Genomic DNA, 14,783 nt, shown 5'->3' with positions numbered 1-14,783 from the left:
CTACCCGCCTACGAGTTGGAGGAGAAGCACCGTGTCTCGTCCGCAATCCCAACCGCCGGCCACGGCAGTGACCAGCGCCTTCGCCCGCCGCACTGCGGTCGTCACCGGGGCCGCCGGTTTCATCGGCTCGCACCTGTGCGAGCGCCTGCTGGACCTGGGCGCGGAGGTGGTCGGCGTCGACAACCTGTTGACCGGCCGCCTCGACAACCTGTCGGACCTGCGCTCGGCCGGCGGCTTCCGCTTCCAGACCGACGACGTGACCCGTCCGTTCGCCGTGGCCGGGCCGGTGGACTTCGTCTTCCACCTGGCCTCGCCCGCGTCGCCGCTCGACTACGCCCGCCACCCGCTGGCGACCCTGAAGGTCGGCGCGATGGGCACGCTCAACGCCCTGGAGCTGGCCGAGGCCAAGCGGGCCCGGTTCCTGCTCGCGTCGACCTCCGAGGTGTACGGCGACCCGCTCGTGCACCCGCAGCCCGAGCGGTACTGGGGCAACGTGAACCCCGTGGGCCCTCGGAGCGTGTACGACGAGGCCAAGCGGTACGCCGAGGCCCTGACCTCCTGTTTCCAGCGCTCCGGCAGTGCCCGCACCCGCATCGTGCGGATCTTCAACACCTACGGGCCGAGGATGCGCGCTGACGACGGTCGCGCGGTGCCCGCCTTCATCCAGCAGGCGCTGGCGGGCGAGCCGATCACCGTGGCCGGCGACGGCAGCCAGACCCGCTCCCTGTGCTTCGTGGCCGACACCGTCGAGGGGCTCCTCGCCGCCGCCACGGCGGAGCACACCGACCCGGTGAACCTGGGCAACCCGCACGAGATCACCATGCTCCAGCTCGCCGAGGAGATCCGGGCGCTGGCCGGTTCCTCGTCCGCGATCACCTTCGTCCCGCTGCCCGCCGACGACCCGAAGCGCCGCTGCCCCGACATCGCCTCGGCCCGCGCCCACCTCGGCTGGGAGCCCGCCACCCACCTGCGCGACGGCCTGCGCCGGACCCTCGACTGGGCCGAGAAGCGCTTCCCCCGCCAGGCCGCCGCCACCGCCACCGGAAGGAGCGCTTCGTGACCACCGCTTCCCACCCGCTGCCCGCGCTCGTCTGCGGGGTCGACGACGGGTACGCCCGCCCGCTGCGGACGCTGATGCACTCGATTGCCGCCGCCCATCCCGGCACCGTCGATGAGCTTCGCCTGATCGTCCTCGACCAGCAGATCAGCGACGCCAACCGCCAGGCGATCCTGCGGGACGCCGACCGCATGGGCCTGCGGACCGAGCTGCGGCCGGCGCCCATCACCGACCCGCGCTACCCCGTTTCCGACTGGGTGAGCGGCGCGGTGTACGTGCGCCTGGCCATCCCGGAGGTCATCCCCGACGAACGCCGGGTGCTCTACCTGGACGCCGACACCCTGGTGCTCGGGGACCTGCGTCCGCTGCTGCGGCAGTCCCTCGTCGGGCGCCCGATCGGCGCGGTGCGAGACTCGCAGAACCCGGTCATCGGCCGCGGCATCCAGCTGCCCAGCTGGGAGAAGCTCGGCGTCCCGTACGGCAGGGACTACTTCAACAGCGGCGTCATGCTCATCGACCTCGGCCGTTGCCAGCGGCTCGGCGTCTTCGAGCGGTCCAGGCAGTTCCTGTCCGAGCACCCGGACAAGGTCCGGTTCTGGGACCAGGACGCGTTGAACTGGGCCGTCGACGACAACTGGCACCGGCTGGATAGGCGTTGGAACACCTTCGCCATGTCCCCGCAGGCCGCCCAGCCCGGGTTCGTCCACTATGCCGAGGCGGACAGCCCGCTCGCCCAGCTCTTGGATGACGAGGCGACCGCCGCGCTGGTGCACTTCGCCGGGCCCGACAAGCCGTGGCAGGACGGATACCCGGAAGGCCAGCTCCGGGACACCTACCGGTTGTTCCACGACTACGTCGGTTCGGGAGGAGTCGCGTGAACGGCCGGAAGCCGTTCTGGCGGCGGCCGTCCTGGTGGGTCGCCGCCGCCGTGGCCGCGCGCAACGTGAACGGGCTGCGGCAGGTCCGCCAGACGGTGGCCAGCGTCGACCGCCCGGCCCCGCTCTCGGTGGTGGAGCCGGTGGTGCTGCACGTCGTCATTCCGGTGCTGCGCGAGCAGCTGCACATCGCTGGTGCGCTGGCTTGGTTCGTGCCGCTCCTCCGCGACTTCCCGGGTTCGACGCTGACCCTGGTGTCCACGGCGCGCGAGGAGCGCGAACGCACTCACCTCGTCGGCCGGCTCGCCGGGGCGACGGCGACCGACCTCACGGTGCAGCGCTTCCCCCAGCTGACCGTCGACGAGCTGTCCGCCCTCGCCGAAGCCCTGGCCAAGACCGGCGAACGCACGCTCACCCTAGCGACGGCCGCCAAGGTCCTGTCGGCCTTCCCCACGACGGCGGACGTCATCGCGAGCGAGATCGCGCGCCTCCGGGAGCCGGTGGTCCGGCACGTCCACTACGAGGGCTACGGGCGGAAGGCCGCGCAGGTCAACGCCGTCGTCGAACAGCTCGCGGCCGACTCCGCCGAGGAGTACGTCGCCGTCTACGACGTGGACTCGCGCCCCAGCCGTGCGCTGCTGCAACGCACCGCCGAGTTCCTGGCCCGCCGACGAGCGGAGGACGGCGAACTGCCCTGCGTCGTCCAGCAGTCCGCCCGCTTCACCACCCAGGACGCCGCCGACACCTGGTGGGAGCGAACCCTCTGCCGAGGCGCCGCCCGAGCCCAGACCCTGTGGACTCTCCGCCGCGAGATCTCCAACCTCCGCCGGTACGCCGAGTCCGTCCGCCACACACGGCCCGGCCTTCGGGGCCTCGCCCAGACCGTCGGCCACGGCCTGCTCATCCGCACCGACGTCTTCCGGCAGGTCGGCGGGCTACCCGACTTCACTGTCCTCGATGACGTCGCCTTCGGCTACCGGCTCACCGTGGACGGCATCCCGGTCGACAGCCTCCCCTTCACCACCACCGTGCCGGCGGCCGAGTACCTGCCGGAGCTGCTGTCCCAGAGTGAGCGCTGGTTCCAGAACTACCTCGACTATCCGCAGTGCGCCGCCCGTTGGCACGCCCAGGACCACGGCAGCTGCCTCGACCACGCAGCGGCGCTCACCATCGGCGCCTACCGGGGCATGGCCTGGCTGCTGGTCTCGCCCGCGACGGCAGCCTGCCTGGCCCTCGCGCTCGGACCACACACGCGCCCGCAGGTACGGGCAACGGCCGTGGCCGCGCTCTGGGCCGCCACCGTCGCACCGGTCCGCCTACTCGCGGAGGCCGAAGGCCGTCCACTGACCGTACGGGAGACCGCCACGCAGAGCGTGGAAACCCTGGCCGGACTGTTGCTCAAAAGCATCGGCCCGATGGCCGCCCTCGGCCGCTGGGCCGCGACCGGCACCAGGCGCTCGGCGCTCGCCCCCAAGAGCAACCGCCGCACGGACCAGCCCGCCACCACGGACAGGGAGACACCGTGATCCTCGGTATCGAGGGGGTCAGCTGCGTCGGCAAGACCACGCTGGCCGCCATGCTCGCCCCTCACCTCAACCAGCCCGCCGTCATCCCCTGCTACTTCCACGCCAGCCCCGACCCCACCCGGCTGCCGGCCCCGGAGCCCTTCACCGCGGACCACCAACTGGTCAACATCGCCCAGTTCCTGGAAGTCGAGGACCTCCGGCTCGCCCAGGCCAGGCTGGCCCTCGCCGAGGGCCGGGACGTGATCCTCGATCGCACCGTGGACACCCTCCTCGCCCACGCGCACGCCGTCGGCCGGATGAACGGCTTCGACTGCGACGACCAGGCCCAACACACGGTCACCAGCAGGGCCGTGGCGATGCCCGATCTGACGATCGTGCTCACCGCCGACCCGGACGTGCTCGCCCGCCGGGCCCGCTTGCGCAAGGGCATGCCGACGATCTTCTACGACCGCCACTTCAGCGAGCACTTCAACGCCTACTTCGACCACCCGCTCGCCCCGGCCGTCGTCCGCTTCGACACCACCGCCGGCTCACCCGAGGATCTCGCCGCCCGCGCCCTCGACCACATCAGCCGCCACCAGGCCGGCGAGCACCCACTCCAGGAGGCATCGTGAAGGCCGCACTGATCGGCTGCGGCGCCATCGCCAGCCGCTGGGTCCGATCCCTACTCGGGGACGGCCGCATCGAGATCGCCGCGCTCGTCGACCCCGACCAGCAGGCGGCGCTGGCTCTCGCCGACCGGTACGAGCTGAGCCCGGCGTTCGCCACGACGCTCGACGAGGCGCTCGCGGTGGCCAAGGTCGACGTCGTCGTCAACCTCACCCCGCCCGACCACCACTACCGCGTCAGCCGAGAAGCCCTCGCCCACGGCCTCCACGTCCTGACCGAGAAGCCCTTGGCCCTGAATCTCCCCGATGCCCTCGACCTCGTCCACCTCGCCCGCGAGCGCGGCCTGCTGCTGGCCGTCATGCAAAACCGCGGCGCCGACCCCGGCTTCCTCGCCTTCCGCGACACGGTCCACCTCGGCGGCCGGCCGCCCTTCGCCGTCGCCGCCGACACCCTCGTCACCCTGCCCGGCCCCGGCTTCCGCAGGAGCCAGCACCTGCCCGTCACCACCGACCTCGCGGTGCACGCCTTCGACCAGGTCCGCACCCTGATCACCGCACCGCCGACCGAGGTCACCTGCACCGAGACGCCGACAGGCTTCCTCGCCCCGCACACCTCGATCGCCACGATCACCGTTCGCTTCGCCGACGGCTCCCTGTTCACCTACCGAGGCGGCTACATCGTCGACCCGCTCCTACGAACCGACTCCAACGGCAACTGGCGCGTGGAGGCCCGAGGCTTCGCCGCGCGCTGGGCCCCGGACCTCGCCGACAGGCACAGGACGACCGAGGCCGGGCCTCCGGCCTACCAGCGGTGCATCACCGCCATGGTGGACGCCCTCCACCAGCCCGGCACCGTGCCGGTCCCCGCCGTCGGCAACCTCGGCTCCATCGCCCTGTTGGACGCTGCCCTCCAGTCCGCCGTCAGTCGCCGCTCCGTCCCGGTGCCGGAGGTGCCCGATGTCCGCCCGTGACGCCGTGATCGACCGCCCGCACCCGCTGCTGCTCGATGCGCTCACCGGGGCCGGTTTCGACGCCACCGACGCGCGCTTCACGTCCCTGCGCTCCGGAACGGACAGCCTCCCCTTCGCGGCCACCACCCGCGACGGCGACGAACTGGTCGTCAAGGTCCGTCGCGCAGGCAGCCGCTCGCGCTACCCGACCGCGGCCTGGGCCTCCACCCGGATGCGAGAAGCGGGAATCCCCGCCGCCCGTGTCCTCTGGTACAGCCGAGAGGCGTGCGTCGAGACCTGCTGCCCGGGCCGACCGATCGAAGCGGAACCGCCACAGCCACAGGACCGGGACGCCGCCGCCCGAGCCGGGGAGGTCCTTCGCCGCCTGCACACCATCGAGGTCGGCAGCTTCGGTCAGCTCGACGGGCACGGCATCGGTCAACACTCCACCATCCAGGGCTGGTTCCTCGCCCTACCCGCCCGCCGCACCCCCAGCCTCGACGGCCTCGACCTGCCCGGACTGTTGAACCGCACCCGCCTCGTTCTCGAAGCCGGAGCCGACCGCCTTCCGGCGACGGCGCCCAAGCTCCTGCACGGCGACTGGGTCGGACGCCACCTCTTCACCGACGGCCGCCACATCACCGGAGTCGTCGACCTGGAGAGCGTTCGCGGTGGCGACCCGCTGGCCGAACTCGCCGGCTGGTCCCTGCGCGAGCCCGCCCCGATGACCGAGGCCCTCCTCGACGGCTACTTCGACGGGCCGTTGCCCGCCGAGAGCCTGCTGCCGCTCGTCCTGTTCCGCCTGCGCATCGCGGTCTCGCTCCTGCACTTCCACGTCTCCTGCGATGACGAGGACATGGTCCGGTTCCGGGCCGCCCAGATCCAGGCCGACCTCGACGACCTCGACCACGGCCGCCTCACCGCCGTCCCCCGCATCGCCCCGAGCCCGCACTCCTCCGGACGGCGCCGCCCGTAGGCAGCCCCGCCCCGACTGGAAGGACGCCATGAACGACCCCAAGGTCACCCTCCCTTTCCCCCGCGAGCCCAAGTACGGGCAGGCCGAGAAGGACGCCGTCCTCAAGCTCCTCGACGACGGGCACCTCTCCGAGATCAACCGCGGCCCGGCCACCAACGCCCTCGAAGCCGCCTTCTCCCGCCTCACCGGCACCCGCCACGCGCTGTCGTTCAACTCCGGCACGGCCTCCCTGCACGCCGCGCTCCACGCTGTCGGTGCCAACCCCGAAGCCGGTGTCGCCGTCTCCCCGATGACCTGGATCTCCGCCATCACCGCCGTCTTCCAGGCCGGCAGCTACCCCGTCTTCTGCGACATCGAGTCGGACAGCCCCAACATCGCCGCCAGCGCGGTCTCCCAGGTCGCCGACGAATGCTCCGCCGTCCTCGCCACCCACACCTGGGGCATCCCCGCCCGCATGGACGAGCTCGCCGCCGCCACCGACCTGCCGATCGTCGAGGACTGCTCGCACGCCCACGGAGCCCTCTACCAGGGCCGGGCCGTCGGCTCCTGGGGCGCCGCCGGGTGCTTCAGCCTCCAGGAATCCAAGTCCGTCTCCGGCGGCGAAGGAGGCGTCCTCACCACCTCCGACCGGGAGATCTACGAGCGCGCCCTCACCCTCGGCCACCACCCCGCCCGCCTCGCCGACGAACTCACCCTCCCCGAACTGAAGCCGCTCGCCGACACCGGGGCCGCCTACAAGTACCGGATGCCCGCCCTCTCCGCCGTCATTGCCCGCCAGCAACTCCGCTCGCTGCCCGACCGGATGCGGGCCGCCGAACAGAACCTGGCCACCCTTCGCCAGGCCCTGGAGGAGTACGACGCGCCCATCGCCTGGCCGGAGATCGGCGAACTCTCCGTCCGCGGCTGGTACGGCACCCCGCTGACGATCAACGTCCACGTGCCCGACCCGAAGACGCTGCACGAGAAGTGCCGGGCCGCCGGCATCCCCGTCCGCGCCCAGTACGAGGACTGGACCCAGACCTCGCTGCTGCAACGCCTCGACCTGGCCGCCCGCTACTGGCCTCACCTCGCCGACAGCCCGTACGAGCCGCCGAGCAGGGACGCGCTGCCGAACTACTACAAGGCCCTGCGCCAGATGATCGTGCTCAAGGTGCCGCAGATCCCCGCTCCGGACTACATGGAGCAGGTGGCCGAGGCCCTCGCCACCGTCCTGTCCCGCACGGTGCTCACGGCATAACCGCGAACGCCTCCTGCACGGCCTCGCGCCGCTCCGTCCACCAGGCCAGGAAGCGCTCGGCGGGCAGGAAGAGGTGGTCGCAGGAGTGATCGTCGCGGTCGTAGTGGAAGACCAGCTGCCAGTAGTCCGACATGCGCTTCCACCACAGCCGCTCCACCGCGTCCGCCAGGGCCGGCACCGGGAGCGGCACCACCGACCGGTAGCCGGCCACGAATGCAGAGGTCCGCTCCAGGTCGAGGAAGCCGTCCTCGCCGCCGAACTGCACCGTGGCGGTGCGGGCGACCTCCTCGCCGAACGGCCGCACCCGGATCCGATCCCAGTCGATCACGCCGACGATCCCGCCGTCCCGCCACAGCACGTTCCGGTGCTGCACGTCACCGTGCGTCCACCCCACCGGGCCGACCGCCACCTCGCTGGCAGGGCGCTCGTGCCCATACTTCTCCAGCAGCACCTTGTGCTCAGCCAAAGCCACGGCCGCCTCGGCATCGAACGCCGTCCGGCTCTCCAACCCCGCGATCACGGCGAGGAAACGGTCCGCCTCCTGGTGAGCCTCAGCGGGCGTGGTCACCGAGACCGTCACCTGCTTCGGCCCCGGCGGCGGCAGCAGGCCGGCCATCCGCTCGTCGTTCAAGCTCCGGTGGATCCGACCAAGCAGAACTCCGAGGTCACCAGCCTGCTCGATCGAGAGCGTCGTACCCGGCAGATGGCTCCCCTCCATCCACGGGATCAGGCAGTACCCACGGCCAGCGACCTCGACCACCGCGTCCCCGGCCGAGGAGACCCTCGCCCTGCCCACCGGCAGGCCGTCGTCGGCCAGCGCCGACAGCACCGCCAGGTTTCGGCGCGCCAACGACAACGGCACGTCCATGATCCGCTTCAACGCGAACGAGCCCTCGGTCGTATCCAGCCGCCAGTTCCCGTTCATCAAGCCGTCCGACAGGAAGCGGCACTCCCGAACCTCACCCAGCCCGAAAGCCCGGCCGAGAACCGCCAGATCCTCTGCGATCTCGCTGTAGCGAGTGCCACTTGGGGTGTCGAAGGTCGAGTCCGTCACCCCAAGCAGGCTAGCGGAGTCAGGGCACTGGTGCGGTCGGGGCGGAGAGCGGCGCGGCGGCGAAGAGCAGATTGACAGTGACGAATAGAAGGCGAGTTCGAAGACAGTGCTTGTCGCGCAGGTCGGCCTGGTAGCGCCGGAGGGGGTTCATTCGGCGGCTCGCTCAGCCGATCGACTCAGAGACTTGCAGCCATGCGTGGGAACGGCAGCGGACCAAGAGCTCCGAATGGAATCGGCCATGTCTTTACCATCGGCGGTCTATCACGATGGCGCCTGCCAAACTCGGTTTCGGCGGCGGATGGTCTGCCGTCGGTACCGGGGGTGTTGGATGGCTGGGCGTTCCGGCAGGTACTACCGCGCAGGTCACTGGGTGAACCGCCCGACGGGTGGGCGCAAGCCAGCGGTGAAGCCGCTGACAGGCGCAGGCGTTGTGGGCCTGATCGCAATGGTTGTCGTACTGATGTTGATCTCGGATGGCTCCGGAAACCCGGGGACCACGACCGTCCAGAGCCCGGGGGCTTCGCCCTCGTCCGTCAGCGCCAGCCCGTCTGCACCCGGCCAATGAGCGTACGCTGCGGCTGCTAGTGGCGATTCTGTCGGCGTGGACTGAACCAGGTACGCCATCCTTGGTCCGACTGCGGCGTTCTCTCCCCGGATTTCTGGATCGTCCTGTCAGGCTGCGTTGCGGCAGCCACTCTGATTCGCTCCCAGACAACCTGCCAGCGTTGTACCTGGTCGGCCGGCAGCCCGCATGCGTGAAGGTAGATCTCCGTGCTCTTCCATGACCGTGGCAGCGTCCTACGGTTCAACAACGCGCTGACAGCGCTGGGGGAGAGCGATGGTCGGGCATTGTCGCTGACGGCTTGAATGCTGCGTCCGCTGATCGCCCGGACGTGTCCGAGCGCCTCGATGAACTCCTGGGCGGTGTCGAGCACATCAGGGTCAGGCCAGCGGGCGCCGCTCCCCGCCGCCGCTACCGCCGTTGAGGTCCAGGGCCGGTAGGCGTTGTTGCGCCCCAGGAGTAGGCCGCCCGCGGTGTTGCGGTCGCGCTTCTGCGGAAGCGGTCGACTCTTGGCCGCGAGCACGGACCGCAGCCGCCGGTAGACCGACTCCAGGTCCAACCATGCTTCGCCGCCCTCGATCCCGCTCTTCAGGACATCGAGCAACTCGCCGGTGAATGCGGTGTACTGCTCCCCAGGCGGTGCCAGCGCCACTCCGGTCTCCGGAGCGGCAGCCAGCAGATAGCTGCCGTCGATCTGTGCCTGATCAGCGACTGAGCCGCCCATCGTCCCCAGCGCCCGGCCGCTGAAGCAGCAGTCAAGAATGATCACATGGCGTTGCGCACGACCAGACATGATCGCGCTGCGCAACATCGCATACGGAACCCCCGTGTGACCGTGGCCCGGCCTTGACCGAGGGAGGCCGAGGAACAACTCGCCGCGGTCATCGGTCAGGCCGTGGCCGGCGAAGTACACCAACAGCGTGTCCCGTGCCGCCCGAGCCGCCTCCTCCACTGGTTCCAGCACCTCGTGCAGGCCGGACGGTTCTGCGACCACGGCACAGTGCTCTCGTGCCAGCCCCCAGGATCCGGGGCTCGTCAACGCGTCCGCCAGGGCGGGCAGGTTGTTCGACACGGCGGGCAGCGTTTCCAACCCCGTGTACCGCGCCACCCCGATCAGCACTGCACGTGAGGTCTCTGCTTCGGGAAGCCCCTTCACACCTCGTCGTCCTCGATGCCGTCCGGAGTCTGTTGTGACAGCAGCTCAATCACCTGCTGCACCTCCGCATCCGTCCCCTCAGTCAGTACCACTTCGATGCCGCCGTGGCGGACGATCACCTTGCGCGGCCGCGGTCGGGTCTGCCGCCAGGTGACCACGGTCATGACGAACGAGGCAGCACTCCACCCGTTCTCCGTCACGATCTGCAGAGTGTCCAGCCAGCCGCCCATCGCACCCGCGCCTGCGGGCCGTTCCACGAGCGATAGCGTCGCCGAACTGCGTACCTGAGGATCTTGACCCAACCATGTATGTAGGGAACGGAGCTCGGTCTCCTGGCCATCTCCGCTGACCTTCACCTCGACCTGCACTGGTGCCTCCTCAGATCTTGAATCGTCGAGATTTACTGTCTGAAGCCATAAGGAATCTGCGTTTTCGAACAATGGCAGTGAGATTTGCGAAATCATGAAGGGCGCTTCAGCGCTTGCTCAGAACGTCATTGCTGAGCTTGACCGCAGCCCCGGCGCGCTCGAAGATAGTGGGGTCCAAGAATCCAGCTAGTACAGTTGCGCAGAGCATCAGAGGGAGTGCTGCGGCCGGATTTGCCAAGCTGTGGGTCCAGCTAAAAGGTTGTAGAAATACCAGCAACACCGCAGAAGAGAAGACCGAAATTGCGGCCGCACGTCGCACGCTTCGCAAGACTCTCTTCCCGAGAGCCTCGCGTGCCGAGATCTCGCGAGTTAGCTCTAGCCATCGCCCGTTGACAGCGTCGACCAGGCCTTCGCTGAATGCGTCACGCATTTCGCCGAGCTTTTCTCCTCCGATCGCAGCGGTAGGCTTCCATGAGCGGACGCTTGCTGCGATTCCATCGGCGACTCGCCGAATTTCTGCTCCACCTGCGGGGTCCTTGGGGCGGAGCCTCCGCTCCCAAGGTCCCTCCAGGTATCGAGCAAGAGACTCCAGCTTTTCGACCACTTTGGCCCGCTGGTCGCTAGCTATATATGGCTGAAATGCTGGTGGAATCTCTTCGCCAGAGAAAATGAAAGTTAGAGCCGGCGGCTTGGGGCGCGTTGCTGCTTCTAGCAAAAGGGCAATCTCGAGCAGAGAGTCGATAACAACTGCACAGGCAATGGCTTTCGAATCCTCTAGCTCTATGGTTACCCGCCTGAGGGGTAGGGAGATCTCAAATATGAGCAGTAGGACCGCGAATGAGGTCAGCATCGCCGTAGATCCGGTTGCTACGTCATGCCAGTTTGCTTCACTCCAGTCAAACTGATGTACCTTCTGCGGGGTGTTGTGCGTTGAAGGATTGTTTGAAGTGTGGCGCCTCCAATAGTCATCGGCAGTGCTCGCAGCCAATCCTATCGAAAGTAGCGAAGCAGCGGAAAAGATAGGTGACGATCGAAAATTAAGGCGCGACATTCTTCGATGCAGGGGTAGGAAGAGCAGGCATACCCCGCCCCCCGTGTACATTGCAATAGTGCTGGCTGGATTATCGGTTCCCAATTTTTTGATGGGTTGAAAAAGAATGATCCCTAGGAGGAAAAGGAGGCCCCCAAAGCGAAGTGCGCCGGCGGATTTTCGCAGCCACCCGTGATCTCTCAGAAGGGATTCCAGTGCTGCATACTGGTGCCGCACCTTGTGTGCAAGCAGGGAGGCCTCGCGCACGGCTGGGCCGATACGAATGCGGGTCACGCTGTCCAAAGCTGGTAGCAGTGTCAAGGCAGCTTGCTGATCATGGCCATACCGTTCCGCAAGGACTTTTTGATCGTCTGGCATGGCCTTGATGCGTGCCCGGACCTGAGCCAATTTCCTGCGGGTGGTCTCCGCTTCGGCGTGCGCCATGATCTGCCCACTCCCTGCTTGGTCAGCCTCTCGACGGTCACTCTGTGTGTCGCACAGTTACAGAATGCCCGAGTGTGCCCCTCGTGTGGGCGGAAACTGGGAACTCACCCTCGCTCCAGTTGGGGATCGCATGTGGAGCCCTACCTGGCTGCAGGGGTTCGGCGGGCTTCAGGACCGTGCAAGGTGTGGTCAAGTCAGGACCAGCACACAGTACGCAACGCTGGCACGGCTCTGGCTGTGCCAGAGCCGTGCCAGAACAGGTGGAGAACGGCAGACAGCAGCGGTCTGCGACGAGCCTCAGAAGAGCCAGTACTATTGTTATCAGTGCAGGTCAGGGGCCATTTGCGGCCCGAAGGCCCAAAGATTCCCAAGCTTAGAGCGCGAGTTCGATTCTCGTCGCCCGCTCCAGCAGTGAAGGCCCAGGTCGGCGACCTGGGCCTTTCGCATTGTCTCCACCGCTGACCGGCAGGCCGCCGCCAGGCGCGTCCGGGCGATCATGTTCGGAGCCGGATGACGCGGGTGGACCAGGTCCGTATGCAAGAGGTGTGCCGGTGTTCTTTCTCCACCTCGGACGTTGAAGCGGGCGGGCGTCGTGCGGACGCCGTTTCCGGCAGCCGTCACCGCACCGCTTACCGGTCCGGTGGCCGAGTAAGGAGAAGGCCATGGCCACGTACAACACGGAGATCAACACGGGCGGCGGGGGCTGACAGGAGGACTCGCCCCTCACTCTCGGTATCGGCAGTCGCGGGGACGTCGTCGGCGGCAGTGCTCCGGCAACGGGGACGTTCGTCACGTGGAACAGCCCCGAGGCGGGGGCGGGCAGCGTCACCTTCTTCGACAACGGCACCAGGTTCGAGGGCACGGCCCAGTTCCCGAGCGAGGGGCCCGTCGGCTACCGGGGCACCCTGGCCGATTGATCGGCGGCCGCAACGTGTAGACCTGGGCCCGAACAGGCCCTCGCGTCAACGAACACGAGGGCCCGTTCGTCGTGCTCCGGTTGGCTGGCCAGGGGGGCCTGGAGGTGCCTGGGGGTGTTGGGTCCGACTTCTCCGTGCATGGAGGTTCGGCGATGCCGATCACTCGTTCGAATGATCGGTGCGAGATGTTTCCTCGGGATGCTCGCGGCGCGGCGAGCATGTCCTCGACACCTCGTCAGTATCACTGCCCCGGAAGGCGGGCACAGCCATGTCCGTTGACGGAGCCCCGGAGACCCCGTTCGCGCTCGGCGCCGACGACCTCGCCAAGCTGGACGCGATCCGCGAGGGGATGTTGGACCCGTCGCCGCGTCGGATCGGCCGCCTCGACCAGTGGGGTCTGGCCGACACCTATGAGGTGTACGCGGAGACCGCCCGGTCCGCGGAGGTCTCGATCACCATGGTGGACGGGACGGTGCTCGACGCGGCCTTGAACGTTCCGCGCAGCCTCGCGCCCGGACAGGCCTGTCCGGCGGTCGTCCTGCCCGCCCCGCTGATCAACATCGGGCACCGGGCCTACCTCGGCATGTTCCCGCGCTGGGCCCAGGGCGGCTACGTCGTCCTGGCCTACAGCCAGCGCGGCCTGGCCGCCTCCGGGGGCGAGATCCAGGTCGCCGGACCGCAGGACGTGGCCGACGCCACCGAGATCATCAACTGGCTGGTCGGGCAGGACGGCGTCGACCCCGCCCGGATCGGGTTCTTCGGCTCCTCCTACGGCGCCGGGACGAGCCTGCTTGCGGCCGGCAGGGACCCGCGGGTCAAGGCCGTGGCCGGCACCAGTGCATGGGGCGACCTGTTCGCCTCGCTGTACGAGAACGGCACCCGTCACCTGAAGGCCTTCGAGGCGCTCGTGCAGCTCTTCGGCGAGGAGCGGTGCTCGGAGGAGTTCCGCGAGGTCATCAAGAAGATCCGCGACAACACCATCGACGACGAGGTCAGGGAGTTCGCGGCGGTGCGCTCGCCCCGTACATACCTGAACGCGTACAACGACGCCAACACGCCGATCCTGCTGACCGCCGCCTGGCACGAGACGATCTTCTCGGTGCCCGCCGTCGTCGACCTGTTCACCAACCTGACGGGGCCCAAGTCACTGCTCGTCCAGGTCGGTGACCACGGCAACGGAGAGCTCTCCGGCCTGGCCGGCCTCCTCTCCAAGCCCACCGAGACGGCCTACCGCCGGATGGACTACTTCCTTGGCGGCAGCGCCGGTGACGGCAGGGCGCCCCGGTTCGGCGTCCGCTCGGAGTACATGCACAACCTCCTGTCCGACCTCTTCCACGACAGTTGGCAGGACTACGTCCTGCCCCGCAAGCGCTTCCACCTGGCCGGTGCGGCTGCGGGCCAGGCCGATGCCCAACTGGCCGACGGGCAACCGCAGTCGGGCTGGACCCGATCGGTCAAGGCCACCGGCCGGGACACCGGGGTCTTCGTCGCCCCGAAGCTGGTCCAGACCGGTCTGGCCGAGCGCATGGGCCTGCCGCACGTCTACAAGACCGCCGACATCGACCGCGACGTCGCCGCGATCTGGACCACCGCGCCGCTGGAGCAGCCCATGGGCGTCCAGGGCGACCTGGAGCTGCGGGTGACGGTGAAGCCGCGGGCGATGGACGCCACGATCGTGGCCTACCTGCTGGACTGCGACCCGGCCACTGGCAAGGCCTACATCATCACCCACGCCCCCTACACCCTCACCAACGAGCAGGCCGGGCAGGCCACCACCCTGACCTTCCCCCTGCAGCCCGCCCACTACGTCCTGAGCAAGGGCCGCGTGCTCCAGTTGGTCATCGGCACCCACGACCAGTTCTTCGCCGACGCCAACTCCACCCCGACCAGCGTCGAGATCACTTCTCCCGAGGGCGCCGAGTCCTACCTCGACATCCCGCTTCACCCCCTGGACTGACACCCGCGCCCCACGGGGCGTCCGCAGCCGGTACGGCCGGTCCGCCCACGAGCAGACCGGCCGTAC

General features: G+C 68.7%; 12 protein-coding genes and 1 pseudogene. 9 read left to right on the top strand and 4 right to left on the bottom strand.

Features of this window, described 5'->3' with window-relative positions; genetic code table 11:
• Positions 1-31: 31 nt before the first annotated feature.
• From ACWDBB_RS02055 to ACWDBB_RS02025, 7 genes are read left to right on the top strand one after another with little or no spacing between them, the layout of a single operon-like run.
• Positions 32-1,060, top strand: a complete 1,029-nt coding sequence (locus ACWDBB_RS02055; protein WP_449787805.1) for a UDP-glucuronic acid decarboxylase family protein — start codon at positions 32-34, stop codon at positions 1,058-1,060.
• The gene (locus tag ACWDBB_RS02050) at positions 1,057-1,935 is read left to right on the top strand and encodes a glycosyltransferase family 8 protein (protein ID WP_449787804.1); all 879 of its coding nucleotides are present in this window, start codon (positions 1,057-1,059) and stop codon (positions 1,933-1,935) included. The genes ACWDBB_RS02055 and ACWDBB_RS02050 overlap by 4 nt, the downstream gene beginning before the upstream one ends.
• Positions 1,932-3,458, top strand: coding sequence for a glycosyltransferase family 2 protein (locus ACWDBB_RS02045; RefSeq protein ID WP_449787803.1), 1,527 nt, complete (start codon positions 1,932-1,934; stop codon positions 3,456-3,458). The genes ACWDBB_RS02050 and ACWDBB_RS02045 overlap by 4 nt, the downstream gene beginning before the upstream one ends.
• A complete protein-coding gene (locus ACWDBB_RS02040) occupies positions 3,455-4,072 on the top strand; it encodes a hypothetical protein (RefSeq protein WP_449787802.1) in 618 nt (205 codons plus the stop codon). Before ACWDBB_RS02045 ends, ACWDBB_RS02040 begins: the two co-directional genes overlap by 4 nt.
• On the top strand, positions 4,069-5,037 hold the full coding sequence (locus ACWDBB_RS02035; RefSeq protein ID WP_449787801.1) for a Gfo/Idh/MocA family protein: 969 nt from the start codon (positions 4,069-4,071) through the stop codon (positions 5,035-5,037). The genes ACWDBB_RS02040 and ACWDBB_RS02035 overlap by 4 nt, the downstream gene beginning before the upstream one ends.
• Complete coding sequence (locus ACWDBB_RS02030) at positions 5,024-5,992, top strand: phosphotransferase family protein (protein ID WP_449787800.1); 969 nt, start codon at positions 5,024-5,026, stop codon at positions 5,990-5,992. Before ACWDBB_RS02035 ends, ACWDBB_RS02030 begins: the two co-directional genes overlap by 14 nt.
• Before the next feature lie 28 nt (positions 5,993-6,020).
• Positions 6,021-7,229, top strand: a complete 1,209-nt coding sequence (locus ACWDBB_RS02025; RefSeq protein WP_449787799.1) for a DegT/DnrJ/EryC1/StrS family aminotransferase — start codon at positions 6,021-6,023, stop codon at positions 7,227-7,229.
• Here the strand turns inward: ACWDBB_RS02025 and ACWDBB_RS02020 are convergent.
• The 4 genes from ACWDBB_RS02020 to ACWDBB_RS02005 all read right to left on the bottom strand — a co-directional run bounded on the left by ACWDBB_RS02020 (position 7,219) and on the right by ACWDBB_RS02005 (position 11,843).
• Positions 7,219-8,283 (bottom strand): phosphotransferase, encoded by a 1,065-nt coding sequence (locus tag ACWDBB_RS02020; RefSeq protein ID WP_449787798.1) that lies wholly within the window; start codon positions 8,281-8,283, stop codon positions 7,219-7,221. The genes ACWDBB_RS02025 and ACWDBB_RS02020 overlap by 11 nt on opposite strands.
• 581 nt (positions 8,284-8,864) lie before the next feature.
• The gene (locus ACWDBB_RS02015) at positions 8,865-10,001 is read right to left on the bottom strand and encodes a caspase family protein (RefSeq protein ID WP_449787797.1); all 1,137 of its coding nucleotides are present in this window, start codon (positions 9,999-10,001) and stop codon (positions 8,865-8,867) included.
• A complete protein-coding gene (locus tag ACWDBB_RS02010) occupies positions 9,998-10,369 on the bottom strand; it encodes an effector-associated constant component EACC1 (RefSeq protein ID WP_380702989.1) in 372 nt (123 codons plus the stop codon). Before ACWDBB_RS02010 ends, ACWDBB_RS02015 begins: the two co-directional genes overlap by 4 nt.
• Before the next feature lie 106 nt (positions 10,370-10,475).
• Positions 10,476-11,843 carry a hypothetical protein gene (locus tag ACWDBB_RS02005; RefSeq protein ID WP_449787796.1) on the bottom strand — a complete coding sequence of 456 codons (1,368 nt, stop codon included), beginning with the start codon at positions 11,841-11,843 and terminating at the stop codon, positions 10,476-10,478.
• Between the two features lie 719 nt (positions 11,844-12,562).
• Here ACWDBB_RS02005 and ACWDBB_RS02000 point away from each other — a divergent pair.
• Positions 12,563-12,760: pseudogene (locus tag ACWDBB_RS02000) on the top strand (hypothetical protein); the annotation flags it as partial.
• A 268-nt stretch (positions 12,761-13,028) separates the two neighbouring features.
• A complete protein-coding gene (locus tag ACWDBB_RS01995; protein WP_449787795.1) occupies positions 13,029-14,717 on the top strand; it encodes a CocE/NonD family hydrolase in 1,689 nt (562 codons plus the stop codon).
• Positions 14,718-14,783: the final 66 nt, after the last annotated feature.

The organism is Kitasatospora sp. NPDC001095 (genome assembly GCF_053598615.1).
Note: the sequence above shows the minus strand (reverse complement) of the source record. Positions and strands in the feature narration are given on the sequence as shown.

Excerpts from the sequence above, each read along its gene's own strand:
- ACWDBB_RS02025 (WP_449787799.1), top strand. The coding sequence starts at position 6,021 with ATGAACGACCCCAAGGTCACCCTCCCTTTCCCCCGCGAGCCCAAGTAC.
- ACWDBB_RS02030 (WP_449787800.1), top strand. The coding sequence starts at position 5,024 with ATGTCCGCCCGTGACGCCGTGATCGACCGCCCGCACCCGCTGCTGCTC.
- ACWDBB_RS01995 (WP_449787795.1), top strand. The coding sequence starts at position 13,029 with ATGTCCGTTGACGGAGCCCCGGAGACCCCGTTCGCGCTCGGCGCCGAC.
- ACWDBB_RS02005 (WP_449787796.1), bottom strand. The coding sequence starts at position 11,843 with ATGGCGCACGCCGAAGCGGAGACCACCCGCAGGAAATTGGCTCAGGTC.